We start from the raw sequence: 21,161 nt of genomic DNA, 5'->3' as shown, positions 1-21,161 counted from the left end.
TTCGGCCTTTCCGGCCATTAGCTGAGACGGAGCGTCGCTTCTAGCCGTTCGACCGCACGATCTGCGCGCCCAAATCGGCCATCAATCCTTCGAAAATTGGGAAGGATGTCGCAATCGGAGAGCCGTCATCGACCGTGATCGGCTTCTGAGACGCCATTCCCAAGACCATGAAGGCCATGGCGATACGGTGATCAAGCTCGCTCGCCACAACCGCACCGCCAGGCACTTTGCCGTGGCCGACGCCGGTGACTTTCCACCAGTCAGGCCCTTCATCAACGGTGATACCCGCCGCGCGTAGCCCTTTGGCCATCGCGTCGATCCGGTCGCTTTCCTTGACGCGCAGTTCCTTGACGCCCTGCATGTCGGTGATGCCTTCGGCAAAGGCCGCAACGACCGACAGGACGGGATATTCGTCAATCATGCTCGCCGCGCGTTCGGGCGGTACTGCGATGCCCTTGAGATCGGGCGAGAACTTGGCGCGCAGGTCGGCAACTGGCTCCCCCCCCTCTTCGCGCATGTTCTCATAGGTCAGATCGGCGCCCATTTCCTGCAGCGTTTTGAAGAGGCCCGCGCGGGTCGGGTTGAGCCCGATATTGGGGACGAGCACATCCGATCCCGGCGTGATGATCGCGGCACAAACCGGGAAGGCTGCAGATGACGGATCGCGCGGCACCACGATGTCTTGTGGTGTGAGTTCCGGCTGCCCGGTTAGCGTGATAACCCGGCCCTCCTCGGTCTCTTCCACGGTCAATTCCGCCCCGAAGCCCTGGAGCATGCGTTCGGTGTGATCGCGCGTCGCCTCCTTCTCGATCACCACGGTTTGTCCGGGTGCGTTCAACCCAGCGAGCAGCACCGCCGATTTCACCTGGGCCGAGGGCATCGGCACCGTGTAGCGCACCGGCACGGGGTCCACCGCGCCGACAAGCGTCAGCGGCAAGCGCCCGCCGTTGCGCCCCACAGCTTGGGTGCCAAACAGCGCGAGAGGGTCCGTCACACGACCCATGGGCCGGCTGTTGAGCGAGGCGTCGCCCGTGAATGTCACGGTGATTGGCGACGTCGCGACGGCTCCCATGATCAGCCGCACGCCGGTGCCGGAATTGCCGCAATCAATCACCTGATCCGGCTCGGCAAAGCCACCGACACCCACGCCTACAACGCTCCATTCCCCGCCGCCACGATCAGTGACCGTCGCGCCCAGGGCACGCATCGCCTTGGCGGTATCCAGCACATCCTCACCTTCCAGCAGGCCCGAGATATGTGTCTCGCCCACGCACATCGCGCCAAAGATAAGCGACCGGTGCGAGATCGATTTGTCGCCCGGCACATGCGCCGTTCCGCGCAGCGGGCCACAGGGGCGAGATGTCATCGGAATGGGGGTGCCGTGGCCGGACATGGGCGCTTCCTTCTTATTCGCGCGTGTCATAACTCAGCGCCCGGTCAGGGTCCACAACCCCTCATCATGTCGTCCCAAAACGCTCGATCTTAGAGCCGGTGAAAGGTTAGATAATGAGGTACCCGCCCCTCACGCAGTGCTTTCTGCTCATAGCGTGTAGACAGCCAGTCCTTCCACGGCTCTCGCCAGTCATGCGGGCGTTCAGCCAGCCAATCAAACCCGTGGCGCGGCACCTGTTCGAGCGTCTGGCGCACGTAATCGGGGATATCCGTGGCCACACGCAACTCACCCCCCGGCCTCATGACACGGTGCAGCGGCACCAGATGCTCTGGCGTGACAAATCGCCTGCGGTGATGCCGTTTTTTGGGCCATGGGTCGGGGTAGTTGAGAAAGACCTTGGAGATTGAAACATCAGGCAGAACATCAAAAAGATCCCGCGCATCACCGGGATGGACGCGCAGATTCTCCACCTCAGCCTTCCGGATTTTGCCGAGCAGCATCGCCACGCCATTCACGAAGGGTTCGCAGCCGATCAGGCCAACCTCAGGATAGGTTTCGGCCATGTGCACAAGGTGCTCACCACCGCCAAAGCCGATCTCAAGCCAGACATCGCGCCCGCCAAAAAGCGCTTGCAAGTCGAGCGGGATCCTGTCGGGATTGTCTTCCCAGCTCACCGCACCCGGTGACAGAGCTGCCAGATCATTCTCGAGATAGTCGTGCTGCGCCGCGCGGATCGTCTTTCCACGAAACCGGCCATAGAAGTTGCGCCATGGCGCGCCGGAGGGATGTCTGTCCTTGCTCATGGCGCGGCATCTAGCAAGGCCCGCGCCTGTGATCAATCACGCAGGATACCTGCCGCCTCAAGCTCTCGCCTTGATGGAAACCACATGATGGGTCGGTACATCTTGGTTTCGACCGCAAAGAGCGGATCGACGCCGCGGTCGATCATGAACTCGATCTGGGCGGCGGTTTCGTGCTGGGTGTCCTGATAGACCCATGAGGCGAAATCAAAGGCGGTGTCCCAATTCTCATCTTCGCGCCATTCCTTGAAATAGGATCGCATCCCCGCTTCCGACCAGCTGTTCTGGTGAAAACCCAGACGCGAACCGCGGGTCAGACTACGCTTTTCTCCCGCCAGAAAAATCGTGACGCAGGAACTGTTGCATTCGCCCTCGGCCACAGTGTCGAGCCCGAAATCCAGCACGATATGTGCCATTTCATTGCCTGCCCAGACAAGACCGCCTGTGCTGGTCAGTTGCAATGTGGTGATATCCGGGTTGCGCCGCAGCAAGGTCCGCAACTGGTCCACATCCGGCCCGTCGATCTCGGGATACGCGTCACCGGTGACGTTGTCGCTGTTGTAGATCAGCAACGCGCCATCGACGGTGAATTTACTGGCCGTCGTGCCAACTTCGCCTGCATATTTTTGCGCCGAGACCGTCGTGCAAATGCATGCAATGGCCAGGCTCATCAGCATGGTCCGTATCATCAGGCACTCCTTACCCCGACGGCAGTTTACCGGCTGATATGGCTTTTCCAAGGCGCCATCGCCTTGGAAAAACATCCGAGGATCAGACTGCGCGTTTCAACGCATCGACCAGATCAGCCCGCTCCCAGCTGAAACCGCCATCCGCATCAGGTTCACGACCAAAGTGCCCATAGGCCGCGGTGCGCTCGTAAATCGGTTTGTTCAGCGACAGGTGCTCGCGAATACCGCGCGGTGTCAGGTCCATAACTTCGGCGATGGCCTGTTCAATCGCCTCTGGCGCCACCTCGCCCGTCTCGTGCGTGTTGGCATAGATCGACAAGGGTTTCGCCACCCCAATTGCATAGCTCAGCTGGATCGTGCAGCGTTCTGCCATGCCAGCCGCCACAACGTTCTTCGCCAGATAGCGTGCGGCATAAGCGGCGGAGCGGTCGACCTTGGTCGGGTCCTTCCCGGAGAACGCACCACCACCGTGGGGCGCCGCACCGCCATAGGTGTCGACGATAATCTTGCGACCTGTGAGGCCCGCGTCTCCGTCCGGTCCGCCGATCACGAAGATGCCGGTCGGGTTGACCCACCATTCGGTCTTGTTGGTGATCAGGCCATCGGGCAGGACATCGCGGATATAGGGTTCCACGATTGCGCGGATATCGTCGCTGGTCTGGTGCTCGTGCTCATGCTGGGTGGACAGCACGATCGAGGTCACTTCGACGGGCTTGCCGCCCGCATAGCGCAGCGAGATCTGGCTTTTCGCGTCAGGACGCAAGGTGGGCTGCTCGCCCGATTTGCGCACCTCGGCCAGGCGCCGCAAGACCGCATGGGCATATTGGATCGGGGCGGGCATCAACGCCTCTGTTTCGGTCGTGGCATAGCCGAACATGATGCCCTGGTCACCAGCACCTTCATCCTTGTCCTCAGCGGCGTCTACGCCTTGCGCGATATGTGCGGACTGCTCGTGCAGCAGGTTGGTGATGTTGCAGGTCGCGTGGTGGAACTTGTCCTGCTCATACCCGATATCCTTGACGCAAGCCCGGGCAATATCTTCGACCCGGCCCATGTAATCCTTCAGCTTGGATTGATCCGACAGGCCCACCTCGCCCCCAATGACAATCTGGTTGGTCGTGGCAAATGTCTCACAGGCGACGCGCGCCTCAGGCTCTTCGCTCAGAAATGCGTCCAGCACCGCGTCAGAGATGCGGTCGCAGACCTTATCCGGGTGACCTTCGGACACGGATTCCGAAGTGAAAATGTAGTCTTGTCTTGCCATGGGGATGTGCTCCGATAAGAAAAAAATCTGCCACGTCAGGAAGCCGTTGTGACAGAACCTTTGTCGCGTCTATGGGGTCATTGCGCGAAGGTCAATTAGTTTCGCGCATGCGCCCTATTACATGACCAATGGTTAACAAAATGAGCACAATGACCACAGGCCAATCGCCCATCCGAACGTAGAATGTCGGGGGCAAGGCTGGGGGCAAAGCCACATCCAGAGCTCCGTTAACGCCCAACGGAAGATGCGCGATAATGCGTCCCTTCGCGTCGATCATCGCGCTGATCCCGGTATTGGCCACGCGCACCATGGGCAGGCCCTGTTCAATCGCGCGCAATCGGGCTTGCGCCAGATGTTGATAAGGCCCTGCCGCCTGTCCAAACCACGCATCATTTGTGATCAGCAACAGAAGACGAGCGCGGTCCCCACCATCAATGATTTCCTCGGCAAAAATGCCTTCATAACAAATCAGCGGAATGGCGTTGCCAATCCCCGGGATTGTAACTGGTCCGGGCGTTGCGCCGGGGGTGAAGCCCGTGCCGAGATTGCGCGCCAACCCTGCCATACCGGCGCGCCCCAGAAGGGCGGCACCCGGCATGTACTCGCCGAAGGGTACAAGGTGGCGCTTGTCGTAGATGGCATCAACCGTTCCGCTTGGCCCCATGACAACAAGGCTGTTGTAAAAGCTGCGATCCACATCAAAGCGCTGGATCCCAAAGACAAGCGGCGCGCCACGCGCGGCATCCACGATAACTCGCATGTCATCTTCGATATGGTTCAAAAGGTAGGGGATCGCCGTTTCAGGCCAGACGACAAGATCGGGGCGCGGCCCTTCCCCAGTTGCCGCGATCATGCGCCTAACAAAAGCATCGCGATGGGCAGGGTCCCATTTTTGATGCTGCGGCGCGTTTGGCTGAACAAGGCGGACCATCGGTGCATCCGGCTCTGGCGGTACCGGCGCTCCGGGTTGCAGCAGGAAAGCCGCAACAGCAAAAGCGACAAGCACCACCGCACCGGTCATCCTGCGCGGCCCTGCCAATGCTGTCAGTGCCAGCGCGGCCACAATGGTCAGCAGGCTTAGGAGATGCGGACCTCCAAAGGCGGCGAGCTGCGCCATCGGCGTGGTGATCCAGACATGCCCGATCAGCGCCCAAGGAAAGCCTGAGAGTATGAGCGAGCGGGTGATCTCGGCACCCACAATCATCAGCCCCAGTGACGATGCCGTGCGCCGCAAAAAACGTTGGGAAAGCCAAGCCGCCAGCCCCCAGAACAAAGCGGCTCCCGCAGCCATCAGGATGATGGCAAAGGGCGCCATCCATCCGTGCCGGGCCAGATCGACAAAAAACGGCTCAACAATCCAGCGCAAGGAAAACGCAAAGTAACCAACGCCAAAGGCCCAAACCTGCCACATCGCCCGCTTGGGCGTCGCTTGCGGATCATAGAGCCAGAACAGGATCGCGAATGCGAGCAGCGTGGCGGGCCAGATGTCCAACGGCGCCTGCCCTAGCGCGGCTACAACGCCCAGACCTCCCAGCAACACAAAACGATGCCAAGCCTTTGCATCGGCAAAACGCTGCGAAATGGTCTCAGCCATGCGTTGCGCTGTGCAGCCTGACGCGCAAGCGCTTGATCCGGCGTGGATCGGCGTCCACGACCTCAAATTCCGGGCCGTCAGGGTGCACGATCACCTCGCCACGGGCAGGTAGATGTCCGGCCAGCAAGGTGACGAGACCGCCCAGTGTGTCGATCTCTTCTTCATCGATATCAGCGTGTTGGGTCAGCTTCATGCCAATCTCGGCCTCAAAATCATCTAGATCGGTGCGGGCCTGGGCCAGATAGCATCCGGGCTTTTCCATTACCCAGCTTTTGGCCTCTTCGATGTCGTGCTCATCCTCAATCTCGCCCACGACCTGTTCGATGACATCCTCGATGGTCACAAGGCCGTCCGTGCCGCCATATTCATCGATGACAAGCGCCATATGGGTCCGCTCCGCCTGCATTTTTTGCAAGAGCACCCCAAGTGGCATCGATGGTGGCACATAGATCAGAGGCCGGGCGATGTCGCGCAGGTTGAGATCCGGGCCATTGCCGTTAAATCCATGCCGCAGGGCAAAGTCCTTGAGGCTGAGAAACCCGATCGGCGTATCAAGCGTGCCGTCATAAAGCGGCAGGCGGGTCAGGCCGCAATCGCGAAAGGTGCCAACCAACTCATCCTTAGTGATGCCCAAGGGGACGGCAACGATATCGGGCTTGGGGATCGCTACATCCTCCACGCGCATCCGACGCAGGTTGAGCATGCCCAGAACCGACCCCGACACCCGCGCGGCCTCGCGCGGCACGGCGTCGTGAACCTCTGCAGGGGCGGGAGGGCGAATTGCATCGCGAAGACGCGCGAAAAGGCCCGGTTGTGTCTCGTTCTGGTCCGTTTGCGCGCCTGGCGCTGCGATAGATGGACCCTCGCCGGTATCGCCCATGTGTTCCTTACCTGTGTGGCCGCATTGGCCGGTCTACATCCTATATGGGTCAGAAAGCCCCAGCTTGCCAAGAATTTCTGTCTCAAGCCCTTCCATCAGCGTCGCATCGCGGTCGCGCACGTGGTCAAATCCCAGCAGATGCAGCGTACCATGTACCAGAAGGTGCAGTGTATGATCGGCAAAGGGCTTGCCAGCTTCTGTCGCCTCGCGATGGCAGGTCTCAAAGGCGATAGCGATGTCACCGAGTTCCGCATCCACGCCCGGCGATGGCGGCAACGGCATCTCGCCGTCCATGGCCGCCGCGCGCTCGGCCGATGGCCAGCTCAGCACATTCGTGGCCGTTGCCTTGCCACGGAAGTCTTCGTTCAATACGGCAATCCGGGCATCATCACAGGCAAGAAGGCTTATCTCAAACGCAGATGGTTCAAGGCCGAGCCGCTCCAGTGCCGCATCCGTAGCTCTCTCGGCCAGTGCTGCGATATCGGCCCAGCGCGGGTCTTCGATCACGATATCAACGCTCATGGGCCCGACCTGACAGCCTGTGCGGGATCATGCCCTTAGCCTGCCTCATCTTTCTCATAAGCCTCGATAATGGCCGCAACCAGAGGATGGCGCACCACATCCTTCGACGAGAAATAGTTAAAGCTGATCTTGGGAATGTCTTTGAGCAGACGCTCGGCATCCCATAAGCCGGAACTGACACCGCGCGGCAGATCAATCTGGGTGCGGTCCCCGGTAATGACCATGCGCGAGCCCTCACCCAGACGGGTTAGGAACATCTTCATCTGCATGGTCGTGGCATTCTGCGCCTCATCGAGCACGACGAAGGCATTCGACAAGGTCCGCCCGCGCATAAAGGCGAGTGGGGCGATTTCGATGATCTTTTCTTCCATCATCTTCGCCGCCTGCTTGCCCGGCAGAAAGTCGTTTAGCGCGTCATAAAGCGGCTGCATGTAAGGATCGACCTTGTCCTTCATGTCACCCGGCAGATAGCCCAGCTTTTCGCCCGCTTCGACGGCAGGTCGTGACAGGATGATTTTGTCCACGTGACCACCGATCAGCATGTTCACGCCAACCGCAACTGCCAGATAGGTCTTGCCCGTGCCTGCCGGACCAATGCCAAAGGCAAGCTCATTCGTGAAAAGCGACTGCACATAGGCTTTCTGCGCATCCGTGCGCGGTTCGATCAGCTTCTTGCGGGTCTTGATTTCCACACGGGCGGTTTCGCCCTTGAACATCTCGATCTGATCCCCGTCCGCGCTTGGATCAAACATCGCGTCGGGACCCATGCGCAATTCCCGATCGAGATCACCAGGTTCGAGCGTGCGGCCCGCCTCAAGGCGGCTATAGAGCGATTGCAGCACTTGGGTGGCATCGTGGCGCGGACCATCTTCGCCGATCACAGCCAACTGGTTCCCCCGGCGCAGGATCTGCACGCCCAGCTTGTCTTCGATGGTGGTCAGGTTGCGATCATACTCGCCACAGAGGTCGATCAGCAGAAAGTTGTCGGGGAATTCCAGAAGGGATTCGTTGACGGGGTCAGCGGGTGGGGTCAGGGCACTGGTGGCCAAACAGCTCTCCTTTGAGTCTATATGTTGATATCGTGGCAAGTCCGACCGCAAGGCGCAAGCACGCAACAGCAATTGTCATCGAATTGACATCAATTGAGGCAGGAAACCACCGCGCCTGCTGCGCATCAGACTTTTCGAAAAGTCTGAACAAATTCCTTATCAAGGAATTTGCACCCCGCTACACCAACGCGCCTTTGAGCGAATTCGGGCTGTCTTCGATCACTTTGACTGCACGGACCTGTCCCAAGACATCCGCAGGTGCCTCGGCATAAACAGCGTGCAGATATTCTGATTTACCGATCATCTGACCCGGTTCGCGACCTGCCTTCTCAAAAAGCACCTGGACCTCGCGCCCCACCATCGCGGCCTGCGTGGCTTGCTGTTGCTCTCGCAAAAGCGCCTGCAAACGCTGCAACCGGTCATGGGCAACCTCGTCTGGCAGTTGCGGTTTTTCGGCTGCTGGCGTGCCTGGGCGGGTCGAGTATTTGAACGAATAGGCCTGTCCATAATGGACCTCGCGGACGAGGTTCATGGTGTCCTCGAAATCCTCCTCGGTCTCGCCAGGGAAGCCGACGATGAAATCACCTGACAACAACAAATCATGCCGCGCGGCGCGAATATGTTCGATCAGGCGGATATAGCTTTCGGCAGTATGTTTGCGGTTCATCGCCTTGAGGATCCGGTCGGAGCCGGATTGAACCGGTAGATGCAGGTAAGGCATCAGCTTTTCGCAGGCGCCATGTGCGTCGATCAGCGCATCGTCCATGTCGTTGGGATGAGAGGTCGTGAAGCGAATACGGGCCAGACCGTCGATCTTGTCCAATTCCCAAATCAGCCCGGCCAGTCCGTCCGGATGGCCGTGATAGGCGTTCACGTTCTGCCCCAGAAGCGTGATTTCCTTCACGCCCGCCTCTACCAGTTCCTGCGCCTCGCGGATCACGCGGGCAGCGGGGCGCGATACTTCCGCACCGCGTGTGTAAGGCACGACGCAGAAGGCGCAGAATTTATCGCACCCCTCCTGAACCGTTAGAAACGCGGTCGGTCCGCGTTTAGCCTTTGCACGGGTCTTGAGCGTGTCGAACTTGTCGTCATCAGGGAAATCGGTGTCGAGCGCCTTTTCACCGGAGCGCACCGCATCTTCCATCGCAGGCAAACGATGATAGCTTTGCGGCCCCACCACCAAATCGACCATCGGCTGGCGCCGCATGATCTCTTCGCCTTCGGCCTGCGCGACACAGCCTGCCACGCCAATCTTCAGATCGGGTTTTTCGGCTTTCAAGTCCTTGTAGCGCCCCAATTCCGAATAAACCTTCTCCGCCGCTTTCTCTCGGATATGGCAGGTGTTCAGCAGGATCATATCCGCGTCATCGGCAACTTGCGTTTCGACATAACCTTTACCGCCCAGCGCCTCGGCCATGCGTTCACTGTCGTAGACATTCATCTGACAGCCATAGGTTTTGATAAAAAGCTTCTTGGGCGCAGACATGGGAGAGGCTCGCAGCTTAGGGGGTGAATGGGCGGCCTTCTAGCGGGTCGCGCGGGCGCTTGCAATGCGGCGCAAGATGGCAGACCTTGCGCCCAGCCCAACCGGATGCCCAGATGACGCACTATCCTGACCTGACCGCCCTGATCCGTGACAGCAGGAATGTGCTGGCCCGAGGGCCAATTGCGCTGATCTTGGTCGAGGATGCGGTTGAAGTCGAGAGTACGATCCAGCATCATCAGTCACTGGGATTTGCACAAATCATCGCCTTTTGCGCGCGGGACTTCGCCGCGCGCCACCATTTGCCCGATGATATCCACCAGGTCGACCATGACGTGACCGCCGATGGCGCACTGATGCAGATCGTCAATGCGATCATCGAGGCGGCCCCCGGTCAATGGATCTATTACAGTTACAACGCCGAATACCTGTTTTACCCGTTCTCAGAACAGCGCAGCGTGCGAGAGATGCTGGGCTTCATGGTCGAGGAACGGCGCGACGTGGTGGCCTCTTATGTGGTCGATCTCTATGCCGGTGATCTTTCGGCCCATCCAACTGGAGTGGCGCGCGAGGATGCCTATTTTGACCGCTCCGGTCATTATGCGTTGGCGCGGACGGATGCGGAAGGCACTGCGCTTGACCGGCAGATGCATGTCTTTGGTGGACTGCGCTGGCGATTTGAGGAACATATCGCGCTGGAAAGACGGCGAATTGATCGCGCACCGCTTTTTCGAGCGCAGCCAGGGCTGAGGATGCTGGCCGACCGCAGTTTTAACATCGATGAATACAATACGATGTCTTGTCCTTGGCATCACAACCTGACGGCTTCTGTCGCCTCTTTCCGGACCGCGAAGGCACTACGTCGTAACTCTGGTAGCAGACACGCCATTTCGGGGTTCCACTGGCAGCAATCGCAAAAGTTTGAGTGGCGCGCACAACAATTGATGGATCACGGATGGATAGAACCGGGCCAGTGGTTCTGAAAAAGCCGGCCCACCGTTCAGGTCGGGGCTAACGAAGATGCAATCCGACACAACAGGATCACGAAGCCGCCTCTCCAACGCGCTGATTGCCGTGGGTCTGCCGACAATGGCCACCTCCGCAGATGCAACTTGATCGCACTGGCGGCAGATGCTTACGTATCTCAGGCTGCCAACATTATCGGAACCAGAATACATGCCTGACAGCGATCGCGAAATGCTTCCCGTCTACCCGGATCTTGAGTGTTTCCGAGAACACGAAAACACGCCAGAGATCATACCTGGCAGGGCCACGCGTGACTGGATGGATGAGACAAACAGCCGTTTCGCCTATCGCTGCACACCGCTGCCGATTGCCAATTCGAGCGGCTGGGAAATCATCATGCCGTTTTCAATTGCCGCGCACTGGAACGGTGGCAATTTGCCAACCGATGTCGTCATCACAAGTGATGAGCCTGGCGAGCTGGTCAAACATCTGGCGGTCCCGGCTTTTGGGCACGGTATCCTGACATTTCACCCCGGTTATCTTTTTCGCACATCACCCGGCTGGGCCATTGCCGCACGCGGAGCGCCAAACACCGTCAAAGACGGGATTACAGCACTTGAAGGACTGGTTGAGACAGATTGGTTGCCCTTCACCTTCACGATGAACTGGCGTTTCACACGTCCGGGAACAGTCCATTTCGAGAAGGGTGAGGCGTTCTGCTTCCTGTCGCTTGTTCCTCATGCCGCCCTTGACCACATCCAACCGCGGCTTCGGACATTTGATGAGGCCGAAGAGCTGAAACAAAGCTTCGAACATTGGCGCAAAGGGCGGAACGATTTTCATGCACGTCTCGCCGAAGGCGATCCCGAAACCGTCAAGCAAGGCTGGCAGCGCGACTACGTCAAGGGACGTGATCCATCAGGACGGTTTGAACCGGATTTCCATCTGTCGCGCCGCAGGCTCAAAAGTCCGATCTGAGCCAGTTCCCAGGCAAGAAATCAATGTAATGAGAAGACTTTCGAGATTACGGTTGTTCAGCAAACGACATCGAAGCTCTAATTCGAACACTTTCGGCCGCTCTCAAAATCACTATGCGCGACGCGCCGGGCCTCAAATACTTAGCGACTGCGTCTCAGAGAAGTCAGACCTGCTGTCATTTTGGCATTGCAGTCATGGGTGCAGATCGTTGCCGATGTAGACATCCGCTATCTGGTTGTGTTGGGTTCGCAGCCCTTGAGGAAAAGATCGGTTGCTCTCTCGACCTGTTGACGGACCTCGTCCTGAGAGACCAATCTTCGCCGTCCGATCAGCATCTCGATCTGGAGGCTTCCACGGAACATCTCAGGCAGCATGGTTGCCGCGAAGTCTGGATCGCCGATGTCGAGAAGCCCGGCGTCTTGTTGTTCCGTCAGCCAGGCTGCGAGCGTTCGGCGAAATCGCTCGGGGCCGCTTTGCCAGAGCCTTTCTGCCTCATTTTTTGACTGAGCGCCGTTGGCGATGAACTGGCGGAACACGGCGATAATCTCTGGATCAAGCATCTGGCGAACAAAGGCCGTTCCGACACCAATCAGCCAATCGCGCGGGTTCATGTCTGCCTCAACCGGCAGGTCCGCAGTTTCGGCAATCTCAGAAATGATCTGTTCGAACACAGCGCCGAGAACGCCCTCTTTGCCGCCAAAGAGTTCATAGATGTTTCTGCGCGACCCCCCCGTGTCGGCGATGAGATCGTCGAGCGATGTGGCTTCGAACCCTTTCTCAACAAAGTGCCGTCGCGCGGATGCGATCAAAGCGTCACGTCGGTCGGCGGGCTTCGTGCGAACCGGGGCGTCTGGCGTTTCACTCATGGGCCGGAAGATATCTCTTGAAATTGGTACTTGCAAATACCATATGGAGAGCAGCAATGGTATTTATAAATACCAAAAGAAAACGATTGAAACCGAAAGCACCAATGGAGCCGTTGTGTGGTTGCTTACACTCATAGGATGCCTTTCGGACGAAGAGGATTTGGACGAGGGCGAGGCGCACGTTCTCGCTCTATTGGCCCCCAATCCTCATCAGACTTACGTCAGGGTGCGCACTTCAAAGCCGCTCATGCTTCCGGCTGCAACCTGAGCCGAACAGAACAACCCGAAACATCAATCAATCCACAACAAGGAAAGGACATCGAATGCGCACTTTCAAACCTCTTAGCCGACCAAAACGCAGTGCTGCCTTGCTTGGTGTTCTGATAGGCGTGTCTATTCTGGTCGGATATCCAAAACCACCCATGGCAGAAACAATCCTGAACAATGGGTACTTCATTGGCTATGATGCCAACCACCGCTTCGAGGCTTTCTTTGGCGAGGACGGCTCACTAACCATTTATAGCGACTTTGGCGAGTTCCAGGGGCATTGGACGCTCGTTGGATCCATTCTCTGCGTCGAATTTCCAAGCGGTCCGCGCGCGGGTCGGCATTGCGAACCTATTGAAAGAGAAGGCCCCATGTCGCTCCATGTTGGCGACAGCCTGTTCCTGGCGAAGCTCGCGAGCGCGCTTCGCCTCTCGTGATCGCGCCGTCTCTTTAAGGTCTTGAGTTGTCTTTCCAGTGTGCTGCAAGACCACGTCTTGGAAGCGGGCAGAACGGGCGATATCTACGGAACTGCCTGCTTGCCGGAAACTGATGCACCGTCGAAAAGACACTGTTGTGGTTGTTATTGGAGTTATTCGTAAGCGTTAGTGTTGGCTCAGCTTGCTTTGCAGCTGTTTGAGCACTGCGCAGCATCGGGCGAAGTGAGCTCACGACAGGCATCAAAGTTGAAAGTATCACCTTCAAAAATACCGCTACTTGCCCCTGCGTCCCCTCTCCCCTACACAACGGCTGAACGATTGAGGGAGCCGCTATGCGCCGTGTTGTCATTACTGGCTTGGGGATTGTGTCCCCTATCGGGAACAACGCCGATGAGGTCACCGCAGCTTTGAAAGCGGGAAGCTCCGGCATTGAGGCAAGCCCCGAGATGGCCGAGCATGGTTTTCGCAGCCAGATTGCTGGCACGGTCAATATCGACGTGACCGAACACATCGATAAACGCACGTTGCGCTTTATGGGGCCAGGTGCGGCTTATGCCTATATCGCGATGCAACAGGCTATTGATGACGCGGGTCTGACTGAGGATCACATTGTCAATCCAACGACCGGTCTGATCGCGGGATCCGGCGGGCCATCGACCTCTGCGTTGCTGACGGCGCATAATGTCGTCAAAGAGACCGGCGCCACCAAGCGGATCGGTCCATTCGCCGTGCCGAAGGCGATGTCCTCGACCGTGAGCGCGAATCTTTCGACGGCCTTCAAAATCAAGGGGATTAACTTCTCCATCACCTCGGCCTGTTCGACCTCTTTGCACTGCATCGGCATGGCGGCAGGTCAGGTCGCGCTCGGCAATCAGGACATCATGTTCGCGGGCGGCGGTGAGGAGCTGGATTGGACTCTCTCCTGCCTCTTTGACGCGATGGGCGCGATGTCATCGAAGTACAATGACACTCCGGAACGGGCGTCGCGCGCCTTTGACGCCGACCGCGATGGCTTTGTGATCGCAGGCGGCGGCGCGATGGTCGTGCTGGAAAGCCTCGAAAGCGCGCAAGCGCGCGGCGCCAATATCTATGCCGAAGTCACAGGCTTTGCCGCCACATCCGACGGTGCCGATATGGTCGCCCCCTCGGGCGAGGGTGGTGAACGGGCGATGCGCGGCGCTTTGAAGACACTGCCAGAGGGTCGCAAGGTCAGCTACATCAACGCCCACGGGACCTCCACGCCAGTCGGTGATGTAGGTGAGGTTGAGGCGGTCCGCCGCGTCTTTGGCCAGGGATCGACGCCGCCGATCAGTTCCACAAAATCGATGACCGGTCATTCGCAAGGTGCCACCGGCGCGCAAGAGGCGATCTATTGCCTCTTGATGCTGCAGGACGATTTCATCGCACCTTCGATCAATGTTGAAAACCTCGACCCTGCCCTTGATCCGTCCGAGATCGCCACAGAGCTGGTAGAGAACGCGGGGCTTGATACGGTGATGACCAATTCCTTCGGCTTTGGCGGCACCAACGGCTCTATGCTCATGTCCAAATTCCACGGGTAATTCCATGACACAGTCAATGCACGGCAAACGCGGCCTGATCATGGGCGTCGCCAACGAACGCTCGATTGCATGGGGGATCGCCAAGGCAATGGCCGAGGCCGGGGCAGAGTTGGCCTTTACCTATCAGGGCGAGGCGTTCGGCAAACGGCTGGAACCGCTCGCGGAATCGGTTGGGTCGGACATCATGCTGGATGTGGATGTGACCGACGATGCGAGCCTCGATGCAGCGTTTGCGGTGATAAAGGAAAAGTGGGGCAGCCTTGATTTCGTCGTGCACGCCATTGCCTATTCCGACAAGAACGAACTGACGGGCCGGTTCATCAACACGACCCGCGACAACTTCAAAAACTCGCTAGCAATCTCATGCTATTCATTCATTGACGTCGCAAACCGAGCATCCCAGCTGATGCCCACTGGCGGCACGCTGCTGACGCTGACCTATCAGGGGTCCAACCGCGTCACACCATTCTACAACGTCATGGGCGTGGCCAAGGCCGCCTTGGAAAGCACGACACGCTATTTGGCCAATGATCTGGGGCCGCAGGGCATTCGCGTCAATGCGATCAGCCCTGGACCTATGAAAACGCTGGCTGGAGCAGCCATCGGCGGCGCGCGGCGGACATACAAACATACCGACCAGAACGCGCCCTTGCGCGCTAATGCGACGCTCGAAGCCGTGGGCGGCACCGCCGTGTACCTCGCCTCTGACGCGGGCGCCTGCACTACCGGAGAGATCATTCGGGTCGATGGCGGCTTCCACGTCTTGGGGATGCCGCAGCCGGATCATCTGGTGTGACCAAGGCGTGGTGAGGCGGCACCCCCACGATATGCTTCGGCCAGATCTGTGGAGACTCTGATGCCAATCACCACCTGTATCTTCGACGCCTATGGCACACTGTTTGATGTCAATGCGGCAGCGGCCCAAGCCGCCGCAGAGCCTGCACATGCGGATCTGTCAAAGGTTTGGCCCGCGCTGGCGCGCTATTGGCGACTTAAGCAGTTGCAATACACCTGGCTGCGGGCGGTGGCGGATCAGCATTGTGACTTCTGGCAGGTCACACAAGACGGGCTGGACTGGGCCATGGAGGCAAACGGCCTCTCAAGCGACACGACCCGCGCCCGGCTCTTGGAGCTTTATTGGGAGCTTGCCGCCTACCCGGAAGTTCCTGAGATGCTACGCGCGCTCAAATCCGCAGGGCTGGCAACTGGCATCCTGTCGAATGGCAGCCCGGATATGCTGAACGCGGCTGTGTCTTCCGCCGAGATTGAGGACAATTTGGATGCTGTGCTGAGCGTTGAAGAGGTCGGCGTGTTCAAACCGCATGCGCGCGTCTACGATCTGGTCGGGCGGCACTTTGGATGCGCACCCGATCAGGTCCTGTTCGTGTCCTCAAACGGTTGGGACGCCGCCGGTGCAGCAGGTTATGGCTTTCGAACCGTCTGGGTGAACCGGGCGGGTGAGCCAATGGACCGCCTCTATGCCAAACCGCATCATGTTCTGCCGGACCTGACGACCATCCCAGAGCTCGTCTGATGCCGTATTTCCAAAGCCAAGACGGCCTGCGCCTGCATTACCTGGATGAAGGCGACGGTGTGCCGGTGATTGCCCTTGCGGGCCTCACGCGAAACGCGGCGGATTTTGACCATGTGGCACCGCATCTGCCTGTCAGGATGATCAGGCCCGACTATCGCGGTCGCGGGCAATCGGATTGGGCCGATCACAGAACCTATACGATCCCGCAAGAGGCACAGGATGTGCTTGCGCTGATGGATCATCTGGGGCTTAAGAAAACGGCGATCCTCGGCACGTCGCGCGGCGGGCTTATTGCGATGATGCTCGCGGCGACAGCCAAGGATCGGCTGATCGGTGTAGCCTTGAACGATATCGGGCCAGAGATCTCCAAAAAGGGCCTTGACGTGATCAAGGACTATATCGGGCGCAATCCGGCGCAGAAGACCTATGCCGAGGCGGCGGCCTTTCGCGCCACGAACTGGACCCATTTTGAGGACGTTCCGATGGACCGCTGGATGGCCGAAGTGCAGGGCCAATATCAGGAAACGCCGGACGGTCTGATCATCCGCTACGACCCGAAACTGCGCGATGCGGTGCTGGAGGCAGGTGCACAGCCGGTGCCCGACCTCTGGCCACTGTTCGACGCTTTGGACGGCTTGCCACTGGCCCTCATCCGCGGCGCAAATTCCGACCTTCTGACCGCCGAAACGGCCGACGAAATGGCCCGCCGTCGCCCCGACATGCTGCGCACAGACGTGCCCGGACGCGGCCATGTGCCGTTTCTGGATGAGCCGGAGGCGCTGGCAGTCTTGCAGGACTGGATAGGACAACTGACATGAATATCGACATGATCCGTGCCGCCGCCGAAAGGCTTTCTGGCCATGCGCGGCGGACGCCGATCCCGACATCCCCGTTCCTTGATGACATTGCCGGGCGTCGGGTCTTTGTAAAGGCGGAATGTCTGCAACATACCGGATCGTTCAAGTTTCGCGGCGGTTGGTCGGCGATTTCGGCTTTGACGGACAATGCGTTGAAGGCTGGCGTGATCGCCTTTTCAAGCGGCAATCATGCGCAGGGCATCGCACTCGCCGCCCGGGAACATGGCGTGCCCGCTGTCATCGTGATGCCGTCGGATGCCCCCGCACTCAAAATCGAGAACACAAAGGCATTGGGGGCCGAGGTCGTGCTTTACGATCGCGCCACTGAATCGCGCGAAGAGATCGGCGCAGCGCTGGCGGAACAACGCGGACTGACGCTGGTCAAGCCGTTCGATGAGCCGCAAGTGATTGCCGGGCAAGGCACATGCGGTTTGGAGATTGCCGAAGACATGAACGCGCTTGGCGTGACGCAGGCCGATGTCGCAGTCTGCTGTGGCGGCGGCGGGCTGACCTCTGGCATTGCGCTGGCGCTGGCCGCCGATGCGCCGGGGCTACGGGTCCGCCCGGTCGAGCCTGAAGGCTTTGACGATGTCACCCGATCGCTCAAATCCGGGCGGATTGAGCGCAACGAACGCCTCTCAGGTTCGCTCTGCGACGCGATCATCACGCCGCAGCCGGGCGATATCACGTTTCCGATCATGCAGGCGCATTGCGGGCCAGGGATCGTTGTAAGCGAAGATGAATGTCTGCGGGCGATGGCGCATGCGTTCGAACGCCTGAAGATCGTGATCGAACCCGGCGGTGCCGCAGCACTGGCCGCCGCCCTGTTCCACCCCGACGCATTTGAGGGCGACGCCATCATCGCGGTCGCCACAGGCGGCAATGTGGACGCCGCGATCTTTGCCCAGGCGCTGGAGACCCTCTCATGACCCGTTTCACCATTGCCAGTTTCAACGTCAAAAACCTGATCGAGGCCGAGGAAGAATACTACCGTTTCGAGGAATACACGCCCGAAGAATATGCCTGGAAGCGGGCCTGGCTTGCCGATCAACTGCTCACGATGAACGCCGATATCGTCTGCTTTCAGGAGATTTTCAGCGAAGACGCCCTGCGCGACGTCATCATCGAAACCGATGAGTTGGGGCTGGCCGCCAATGAGGCGGTGATCCCCGACCGTTCCAAACGCTATGCGCGCAAGGCGATCTTCCGCAAACTGGCGTATGAGACCTATACCGAGGCCGCATTGGCCTTTGCGCCAAACAGCTTTGATGGCGGGCCGGGGCAGCGCCGCCCCGGTGTGGCGATCCTGTCGCGGTTTGGCTTTGACGGGCTGCCAGAGGTCATTCAGGATCTGCCCGAACCGCTCGACATTCCGTTCAGCGATCTGGGCGGCGCCGATGGCGGGTCCTACCGTCTATCGCGGCTGAGCCGTCCGATCCTGAAGGTGCGGGTGCCGGTTGGGGATCAGGTTGTGACCGTCTTCAACTGCCACCTCAAATCGAAGCTGGGCGAGTTTCCGCGGCGCGAAGGCGCGGCCTTCCCGCCCGAGGCCGATCTGGTGAATTACGACGCCGCCGGTCGCGCGATGGGATCGCTGCGCGCGGCATTGCGGCGGATGGCCGAAGCCTGGGTCCTGCGTCGCGCGATCCTCGATGAGTTGGAGGCGGGCAACCCCGTCATGGTGCTCGGTGATTTCAATGACAGCGAACACGCGGTCTCATCCGAGATCATCACCGGCGAAGCGCCGTTCAAGAATTATGCATGGATGCGCCGCCACGACGCAAAGGATCGGCGGGATCGCTACTCTGACGAAGAAGACACCATTGTTCAGGAAGCCATCGGAAAGGTTCGCCTTTACTCTGCCGAGAAGCTGTTCGTGAAAAAATCCCTGCGCGACATGGTCTATACCTCGGCCTTTGGCGGTGTCTTCGAAAGCATCGATCAGATCCTGATGTCGCGGCATTTCCTGCCCGAATTCGCCGATCGAATTGGGGAAATGGAGTATTTCAGCGTGCTGAACGACCATCTGACCGATGGTTCGCATCCGGAGGCCCCCTATAACAAACTCGCCTCGGATCACGGGCAAATCATGGCGCATATGGTGATCGGCGATGGCGACGATTGAGGTCACCCGCAGCGGTGTGAAGCTGCATGCTGAGGTGACTGGGCCAGAGAACGGCCCGCCCGTTGTCTTTGCCAATTCGCTCGGCACAACCTTGCATCTGTGGGACCCGATCCTGCCGCATCTGCCGGGTGGCTTGCGCATCATCCGCTATGACAAGCGGGGCCATGGCCGCTCTGACGTGCCGGACGGCCCTTACACCATGGGGCAATTGGTCAGCGATGCTGAGGCGGTCTGCAACGCCGCTGACGTTAAAGACGCACTGTTCGTTGGTCTTTCAGTCGGCGGCATGATCGCGCAAGGGCTCGCCGTGAAACGCCCCGAACTGATCCGGGCGCTGGTTCTGTCGAACACAGCAGCGAAGATCGGCAACCCGAAGCTCTGGCAGGACCGGATCGACGCGGTGCGGACGCATGGTATGACCGGGATCGCTGATAACGTGATGCAACGCTGGTTCGGGCGCAATTTCTACGGAACGCCAGACATGGCGCCCTGGCAGGTGATGCTGCAGGCAACCCCTGCCGAGGGCTATGCTGGTGTGTGTGCCGCGATTGCGGGCACGGATTTCTACACACCCACGGCCGGTTTGCGCATCCCGACATTGGGCATTGCAGGGTCAGAGGATCGCGGGACCCCGCCTGATCTCGTTCGCGAAACGATTGACCTGATCCCCGGCGCGCAATTTGTCTTGATGCGCCGTGTCGGACATCTGCCATGTGTGGAGGCGCCGGAGGAGTATGCCGCACACCTAACTTCCTTTATGACAGTGGTCGGGCATATTTGATATCGGTCACGGGTGCGTTGGGTTCGCCCACCTTAGGCTTTTAAGAGATGGCATCGGATTTCTTTCTGATGAATGTTCTGTTGACAAGTCAGGCTTGTTTCTCTTGGTGATATGAGAGGCCTGTCAGGCCCGCAGCTTGCAGACGTTGGACAAGCGTGTCCGACATAAACAATCCACTTCTACCGCTGCCTGCGAATTTGTCGATCCACGCATGATGATCGCCAATTGCATCGGTCCAGAAAACGTAAGACGAAGGCTCGCCATCGACCGGCCTCCAGAAACCGCGCGCATTGCGGGGATAAGTCAATTCCGGATGAAAGGTGTCCAAGCGGTTGCAGACATTCAGCCAGTAATAGTCGTCAATCTTCTCGTCTTTCTGGAAGATCTCCATTGGAAAAAACTGGTGCGTATCCGGCTCTAATTCTTCCAGTATGTCCTTGAAAATCTGGTTGACGAAAAAATGGGTGCACCAGTTTTCGACATCCAATAACGGCACCTTTTTCCGGTTCGGGTCCACCCTCTGCACCTTGGTTGGCATATGGTCGGGCTTCAAGGGGCGACCAGATTTCAGCTTGACGAAGCGCCCCCCCATCAGGAGTTCGATCGTAGAGCTCGATTTTGTCAAAATCTCCGTCCAGCCATTTGAAGTAGGGGCTTGCTTCCAGCTCTTCATCGTCGGACCTGATCCCGGGATTGACATAATAGACCATCGGCTACACCTCTTTACCACTGTTTGACTGGGTCATCTTGCCCGCCCCCATCTTTTCCAACGTCTCCGCGTCCACCAAACGCGTCACGATGGGATGCATCAACAACTCCCCATCCTTCACCACCTGTTTGAAATTCGCGATGACCTGCACGGTCGTTTTCTGGTCCGCCGCATTTGCCCACCACGCCGGGCGGACCCGATCCGGGGCGTGGCGGTCTCATTCTTCGGATAGGCCATCGTCATCATGGAATTTGGGCTCGTGTTGTGGATGCTCCACCCATTGCTAGCATGACGCCCTTTGGTTGCAACAACTTGTCTACGAGCCAGAGCGGCATGTCAAAAAGCTTTATCGCAGCCCAATCCCACGCCGCATAGGTTTAAACAAACGGGGCTTGCAAAGTGAAC

General features: G+C 58.9%; 22 protein-coding genes and 1 riboswitch. Of the genes, 10 read left to right on the top strand and 12 right to left on the bottom strand.

From position 1 onward, the window contains the following. Window positions 1–40: 40 nt before the first annotated feature. From aroA to miaB, 9 genes are all read right to left on the bottom strand, one after another. Entirely contained in the window at window positions 41–1,393 is a 1,353-nt protein-coding gene (gene aroA, locus SLH49_RS08180) for a 3-phosphoshikimate 1-carboxyvinyltransferase (protein ID WP_320268679.1), read from the bottom strand. An 89-nt stretch (window positions 1,394–1,482) separates the two neighbouring features. After that, window positions 1,483–2,196, bottom strand: a complete 714-nt coding sequence (gene trmB / locus SLH49_RS08175; protein WP_320268678.1) for a tRNA (guanosine(46)-N7)-methyltransferase TrmB — start codon at window positions 2,194–2,196, stop codon at window positions 1,483–1,485. Between the two features lie 32 nt (window positions 2,197–2,228). Next, window positions 2,229–2,882 (bottom strand): hypothetical protein, encoded by a 654-nt coding sequence (locus tag SLH49_RS08170; RefSeq protein ID WP_320268677.1) that lies wholly within the window; start codon window positions 2,880–2,882, stop codon window positions 2,229–2,231. An 82-nt stretch (window positions 2,883–2,964) separates the two neighbouring features. Next, on the bottom strand, window positions 2,965–4,146 hold the full coding sequence (metK, locus tag SLH49_RS08165; RefSeq protein WP_320268676.1) for a methionine adenosyltransferase: 1,182 nt from the start codon (window positions 4,144–4,146) through the stop codon (window positions 2,965–2,967). 7 nt (window positions 4,147–4,153) lie between these two features. Next, window positions 4,154–4,204: riboswitch (SAM-SAH riboswitch) on the bottom strand. A 33-nt stretch (window positions 4,205–4,237) separates the two neighbouring features. Next, window positions 4,238–5,740 carry an apolipoprotein N-acyltransferase gene (gene lnt / locus SLH49_RS08160; RefSeq protein ID WP_320268675.1) on the bottom strand — a complete coding sequence of 501 codons (1,503 nt, stop codon included), beginning with the start codon at window positions 5,738–5,740 and terminating at the stop codon, window positions 4,238–4,240. After that, window positions 5,733–6,620 (bottom strand): hemolysin family protein, encoded by an 888-nt coding sequence (locus SLH49_RS08155; protein ID WP_320268674.1) that lies wholly within the window; start codon window positions 6,618–6,620, stop codon window positions 5,733–5,735. Before SLH49_RS08155 ends, lnt begins: the two co-directional genes overlap by 8 nt. Window positions 6,621–6,653: 33 nt before the next feature. Further along, window positions 6,654–7,142 carry an rRNA maturation RNase YbeY gene (gene ybeY, locus SLH49_RS08150; protein WP_320268673.1) on the bottom strand — a complete coding sequence of 163 codons (489 nt, stop codon included), beginning with the start codon at window positions 7,140–7,142 and terminating at the stop codon, window positions 6,654–6,656. Window positions 7,143–7,177: 35 nt separating this feature from the next. Next, complete coding sequence (locus SLH49_RS08145) at window positions 7,178–8,191, bottom strand: PhoH family protein (protein WP_320268672.1); 1,014 nt, start codon at window positions 8,189–8,191, stop codon at window positions 7,178–7,180. 178 nt (window positions 8,192–8,369) lie between these two features. Beyond that, window positions 8,370–9,677: a tRNA (N6-isopentenyl adenosine(37)-C2)-methylthiotransferase MiaB gene (gene miaB, locus SLH49_RS08140; RefSeq protein WP_320268671.1), complete on the bottom strand. Its 1,308-nt coding sequence runs from the start codon at window positions 9,675–9,677 to the stop codon at window positions 8,370–8,372. Window positions 9,678–9,790: 113 nt separating this feature from the next. On the opposite strand from miaB, the gene SLH49_RS08135 reads away from it, so the two are divergent. Next, complete coding sequence (locus tag SLH49_RS08135) at window positions 9,791–10,657, top strand: glycosyltransferase family 2 protein (RefSeq protein WP_320268670.1); 867 nt, start codon at window positions 9,791–9,793, stop codon at window positions 10,655–10,657. A 193-nt stretch (window positions 10,658–10,850) separates the two neighbouring features. Further along, window positions 10,851–11,618, top strand: a complete 768-nt coding sequence (locus SLH49_RS08130) for a DUF6065 family protein (RefSeq protein WP_320268669.1) — start codon at window positions 10,851–10,853, stop codon at window positions 11,616–11,618. A gap of 227 nt (window positions 11,619–11,845) precedes the next feature. Here SLH49_RS08130 and SLH49_RS08125 read toward each other — a convergent pair whose 3' ends face one another. Next, entirely contained in the window at window positions 11,846–12,484 is a 639-nt protein-coding gene (locus SLH49_RS08125; RefSeq protein ID WP_320268668.1) for a TetR/AcrR family transcriptional regulator, read from the bottom strand. A 422-nt stretch (window positions 12,485–12,906) separates the two neighbouring features. Here SLH49_RS08125 and SLH49_RS08120 point away from each other — a divergent pair, with 422 nt between their 5' ends. The 8 genes from SLH49_RS08120 (at window position 12,907) to pcaD (ending at window position 20,047) form a co-directional block, all read left to right on the top strand. Beyond that, entirely contained in the window at window positions 12,907–13,188 is a 282-nt protein-coding gene (locus SLH49_RS08120) for a hypothetical protein (RefSeq protein WP_320268667.1), read from the top strand. A 332-nt stretch (window positions 13,189–13,520) separates the two neighbouring features. Next, complete coding sequence (gene fabB / locus SLH49_RS08115) at window positions 13,521–14,750, top strand: beta-ketoacyl-ACP synthase I (RefSeq protein WP_320268666.1); 1,230 nt, start codon at window positions 13,521–13,523, stop codon at window positions 14,748–14,750. 4 nt (window positions 14,751–14,754) lie between these two features. Next, complete coding sequence (locus SLH49_RS08110; protein WP_320268665.1) at window positions 14,755–15,546, top strand: enoyl-ACP reductase; 792 nt, start codon at window positions 14,755–14,757, stop codon at window positions 15,544–15,546. Window positions 15,547–15,606: 60 nt separating this feature from the next. Continuing rightward, the gene (locus SLH49_RS08105; protein WP_320268664.1) at window positions 15,607–16,284 is read left to right on the top strand and encodes a haloacid dehalogenase type II; all 678 of its coding nucleotides are present in this window, start codon (window positions 15,607–15,609) and stop codon (window positions 16,282–16,284) included. Beyond that, entirely contained in the window at window positions 16,284–17,102 is an 819-nt protein-coding gene (locus SLH49_RS08100) for an alpha/beta hydrolase (protein WP_320268663.1), read from the top strand. Before SLH49_RS08105 ends, SLH49_RS08100 begins: the two co-directional genes overlap by 1 nt. Next, on the top strand, window positions 17,099–18,070 hold the full coding sequence (locus SLH49_RS08095; RefSeq protein WP_320268662.1) for a threonine/serine dehydratase: 972 nt from the start codon (window positions 17,099–17,101) through the stop codon (window positions 18,068–18,070). Before SLH49_RS08100 ends, SLH49_RS08095 begins: the two co-directional genes overlap by 4 nt. Beyond that, window positions 18,067–19,266 (top strand): endonuclease/exonuclease/phosphatase family protein, encoded by a 1,200-nt coding sequence (locus SLH49_RS08090; protein WP_320268661.1) that lies wholly within the window; start codon window positions 18,067–18,069, stop codon window positions 19,264–19,266. Before SLH49_RS08095 ends, SLH49_RS08090 begins: the two co-directional genes overlap by 4 nt. Then, window positions 19,262–20,047, top strand: coding sequence for a 3-oxoadipate enol-lactonase (pcaD, locus tag SLH49_RS08085; protein ID WP_320269773.1), 786 nt, complete (start codon window positions 19,262–19,264; stop codon window positions 20,045–20,047). Before SLH49_RS08090 ends, pcaD begins: the two co-directional genes overlap by 5 nt. An 88-nt stretch (window positions 20,048–20,135) precedes the next feature. Here pcaD and SLH49_RS08080 read toward each other — a convergent pair whose 3' ends face one another. Then, the gene (locus tag SLH49_RS08080; protein WP_320268660.1) at window positions 20,136–20,720 is read right to left on the bottom strand and encodes an imm11 family protein; all 585 of its coding nucleotides are present in this window, start codon (window positions 20,718–20,720) and stop codon (window positions 20,136–20,138) included. A 40-nt stretch (window positions 20,721–20,760) separates the two neighbouring features. Then, a complete protein-coding gene (locus tag SLH49_RS08075) occupies window positions 20,761–20,907 on the bottom strand; it encodes a hypothetical protein (RefSeq protein ID WP_320268659.1) in 147 nt (48 codons plus the stop codon). Between the last annotated feature and the right edge of the window lie 254 nt (window positions 20,908–21,161).

This window comes from Cognatiyoonia sp. IB215446 (genome assembly GCF_033963825.1).
GTDB lineage: Bacteria > Pseudomonadota > Alphaproteobacteria > Rhodobacterales > Rhodobacteraceae > Yoonia.
Note: the sequence above shows the minus strand (reverse complement) of the source record. Positions and strands in the feature narration are given on the sequence as shown.

Excerpts from the sequence above, each read along its gene's own strand:
- aroA (WP_320268679.1), bottom strand. The coding sequence starts at position 1,393 with ATGTCCGGCCACGGCACCCCCATTCCGATGACATCTCGCCCCTGTGGC.
- trmB (WP_320268678.1), bottom strand. The coding sequence starts at position 2,196 with ATGAGCAAGGACAGACATCCCTCCGGCGCGCCATGGCGCAACTTCTAT.
- SLH49_RS08170 (WP_320268677.1), bottom strand. The coding sequence starts at position 2,882 with ATGATACGGACCATGCTGATGAGCCTGGCCATTGCATGCATTTGCACG.
- metK (WP_320268676.1), bottom strand. The coding sequence starts at position 4,146 with ATGGCAAGACAAGACTACATTTTCACTTCGGAATCCGTGTCCGAAGGT.
- lnt (WP_320268675.1), bottom strand. The coding sequence starts at position 5,740 with ATGGCTGAGACCATTTCGCAGCGTTTTGCCGATGCAAAGGCTTGGCAT.
- SLH49_RS08155 (WP_320268674.1), bottom strand. The coding sequence starts at position 6,620 with ATGGGCGATACCGGCGAGGGTCCATCTATCGCAGCGCCAGGCGCGCAA.
- ybeY (WP_320268673.1), bottom strand. The coding sequence starts at position 7,142 with ATGAGCGTTGATATCGTGATCGAAGACCCGCGCTGGGCCGATATCGCA.
- miaB (WP_320268671.1), bottom strand. The coding sequence starts at position 9,677 with ATGTCTGCGCCCAAGAAGCTTTTTATCAAAACCTATGGCTGTCAGATG.
- SLH49_RS08135 (WP_320268670.1), top strand. The coding sequence starts at position 9,791 with ATGACGCACTATCCTGACCTGACCGCCCTGATCCGTGACAGCAGGAAT.
- SLH49_RS08130 (WP_320268669.1), top strand. The coding sequence starts at position 10,851 with ATGCCTGACAGCGATCGCGAAATGCTTCCCGTCTACCCGGATCTTGAG.
- SLH49_RS08125 (WP_320268668.1), bottom strand. The coding sequence starts at position 12,484 with ATGAGTGAAACGCCAGACGCCCCGGTTCGCACGAAGCCCGCCGACCGA.
- SLH49_RS08120 (WP_320268667.1), top strand. The coding sequence starts at position 12,907 with ATGGCAGAAACAATCCTGAACAATGGGTACTTCATTGGCTATGATGCC.
- fabB (WP_320268666.1), top strand. The coding sequence starts at position 13,521 with ATGCGCCGTGTTGTCATTACTGGCTTGGGGATTGTGTCCCCTATCGGG.
- SLH49_RS08110 (WP_320268665.1), top strand. The coding sequence starts at position 14,755 with ATGACACAGTCAATGCACGGCAAACGCGGCCTGATCATGGGCGTCGCC.
- SLH49_RS08105 (WP_320268664.1), top strand. The coding sequence starts at position 15,607 with ATGCCAATCACCACCTGTATCTTCGACGCCTATGGCACACTGTTTGAT.
- SLH49_RS08100 (WP_320268663.1), top strand. The coding sequence starts at position 16,284 with ATGCCGTATTTCCAAAGCCAAGACGGCCTGCGCCTGCATTACCTGGAT.
- SLH49_RS08095 (WP_320268662.1), top strand. The coding sequence starts at position 17,099 with ATGAATATCGACATGATCCGTGCCGCCGCCGAAAGGCTTTCTGGCCAT.
- SLH49_RS08090 (WP_320268661.1), top strand. The coding sequence starts at position 18,067 with ATGACCCGTTTCACCATTGCCAGTTTCAACGTCAAAAACCTGATCGAG.
- SLH49_RS08080 (WP_320268660.1), bottom strand. The coding sequence starts at position 20,720 with ATGAAGAGCTGGAAGCAAGCCCCTACTTCAAATGGCTGGACGGAGATT.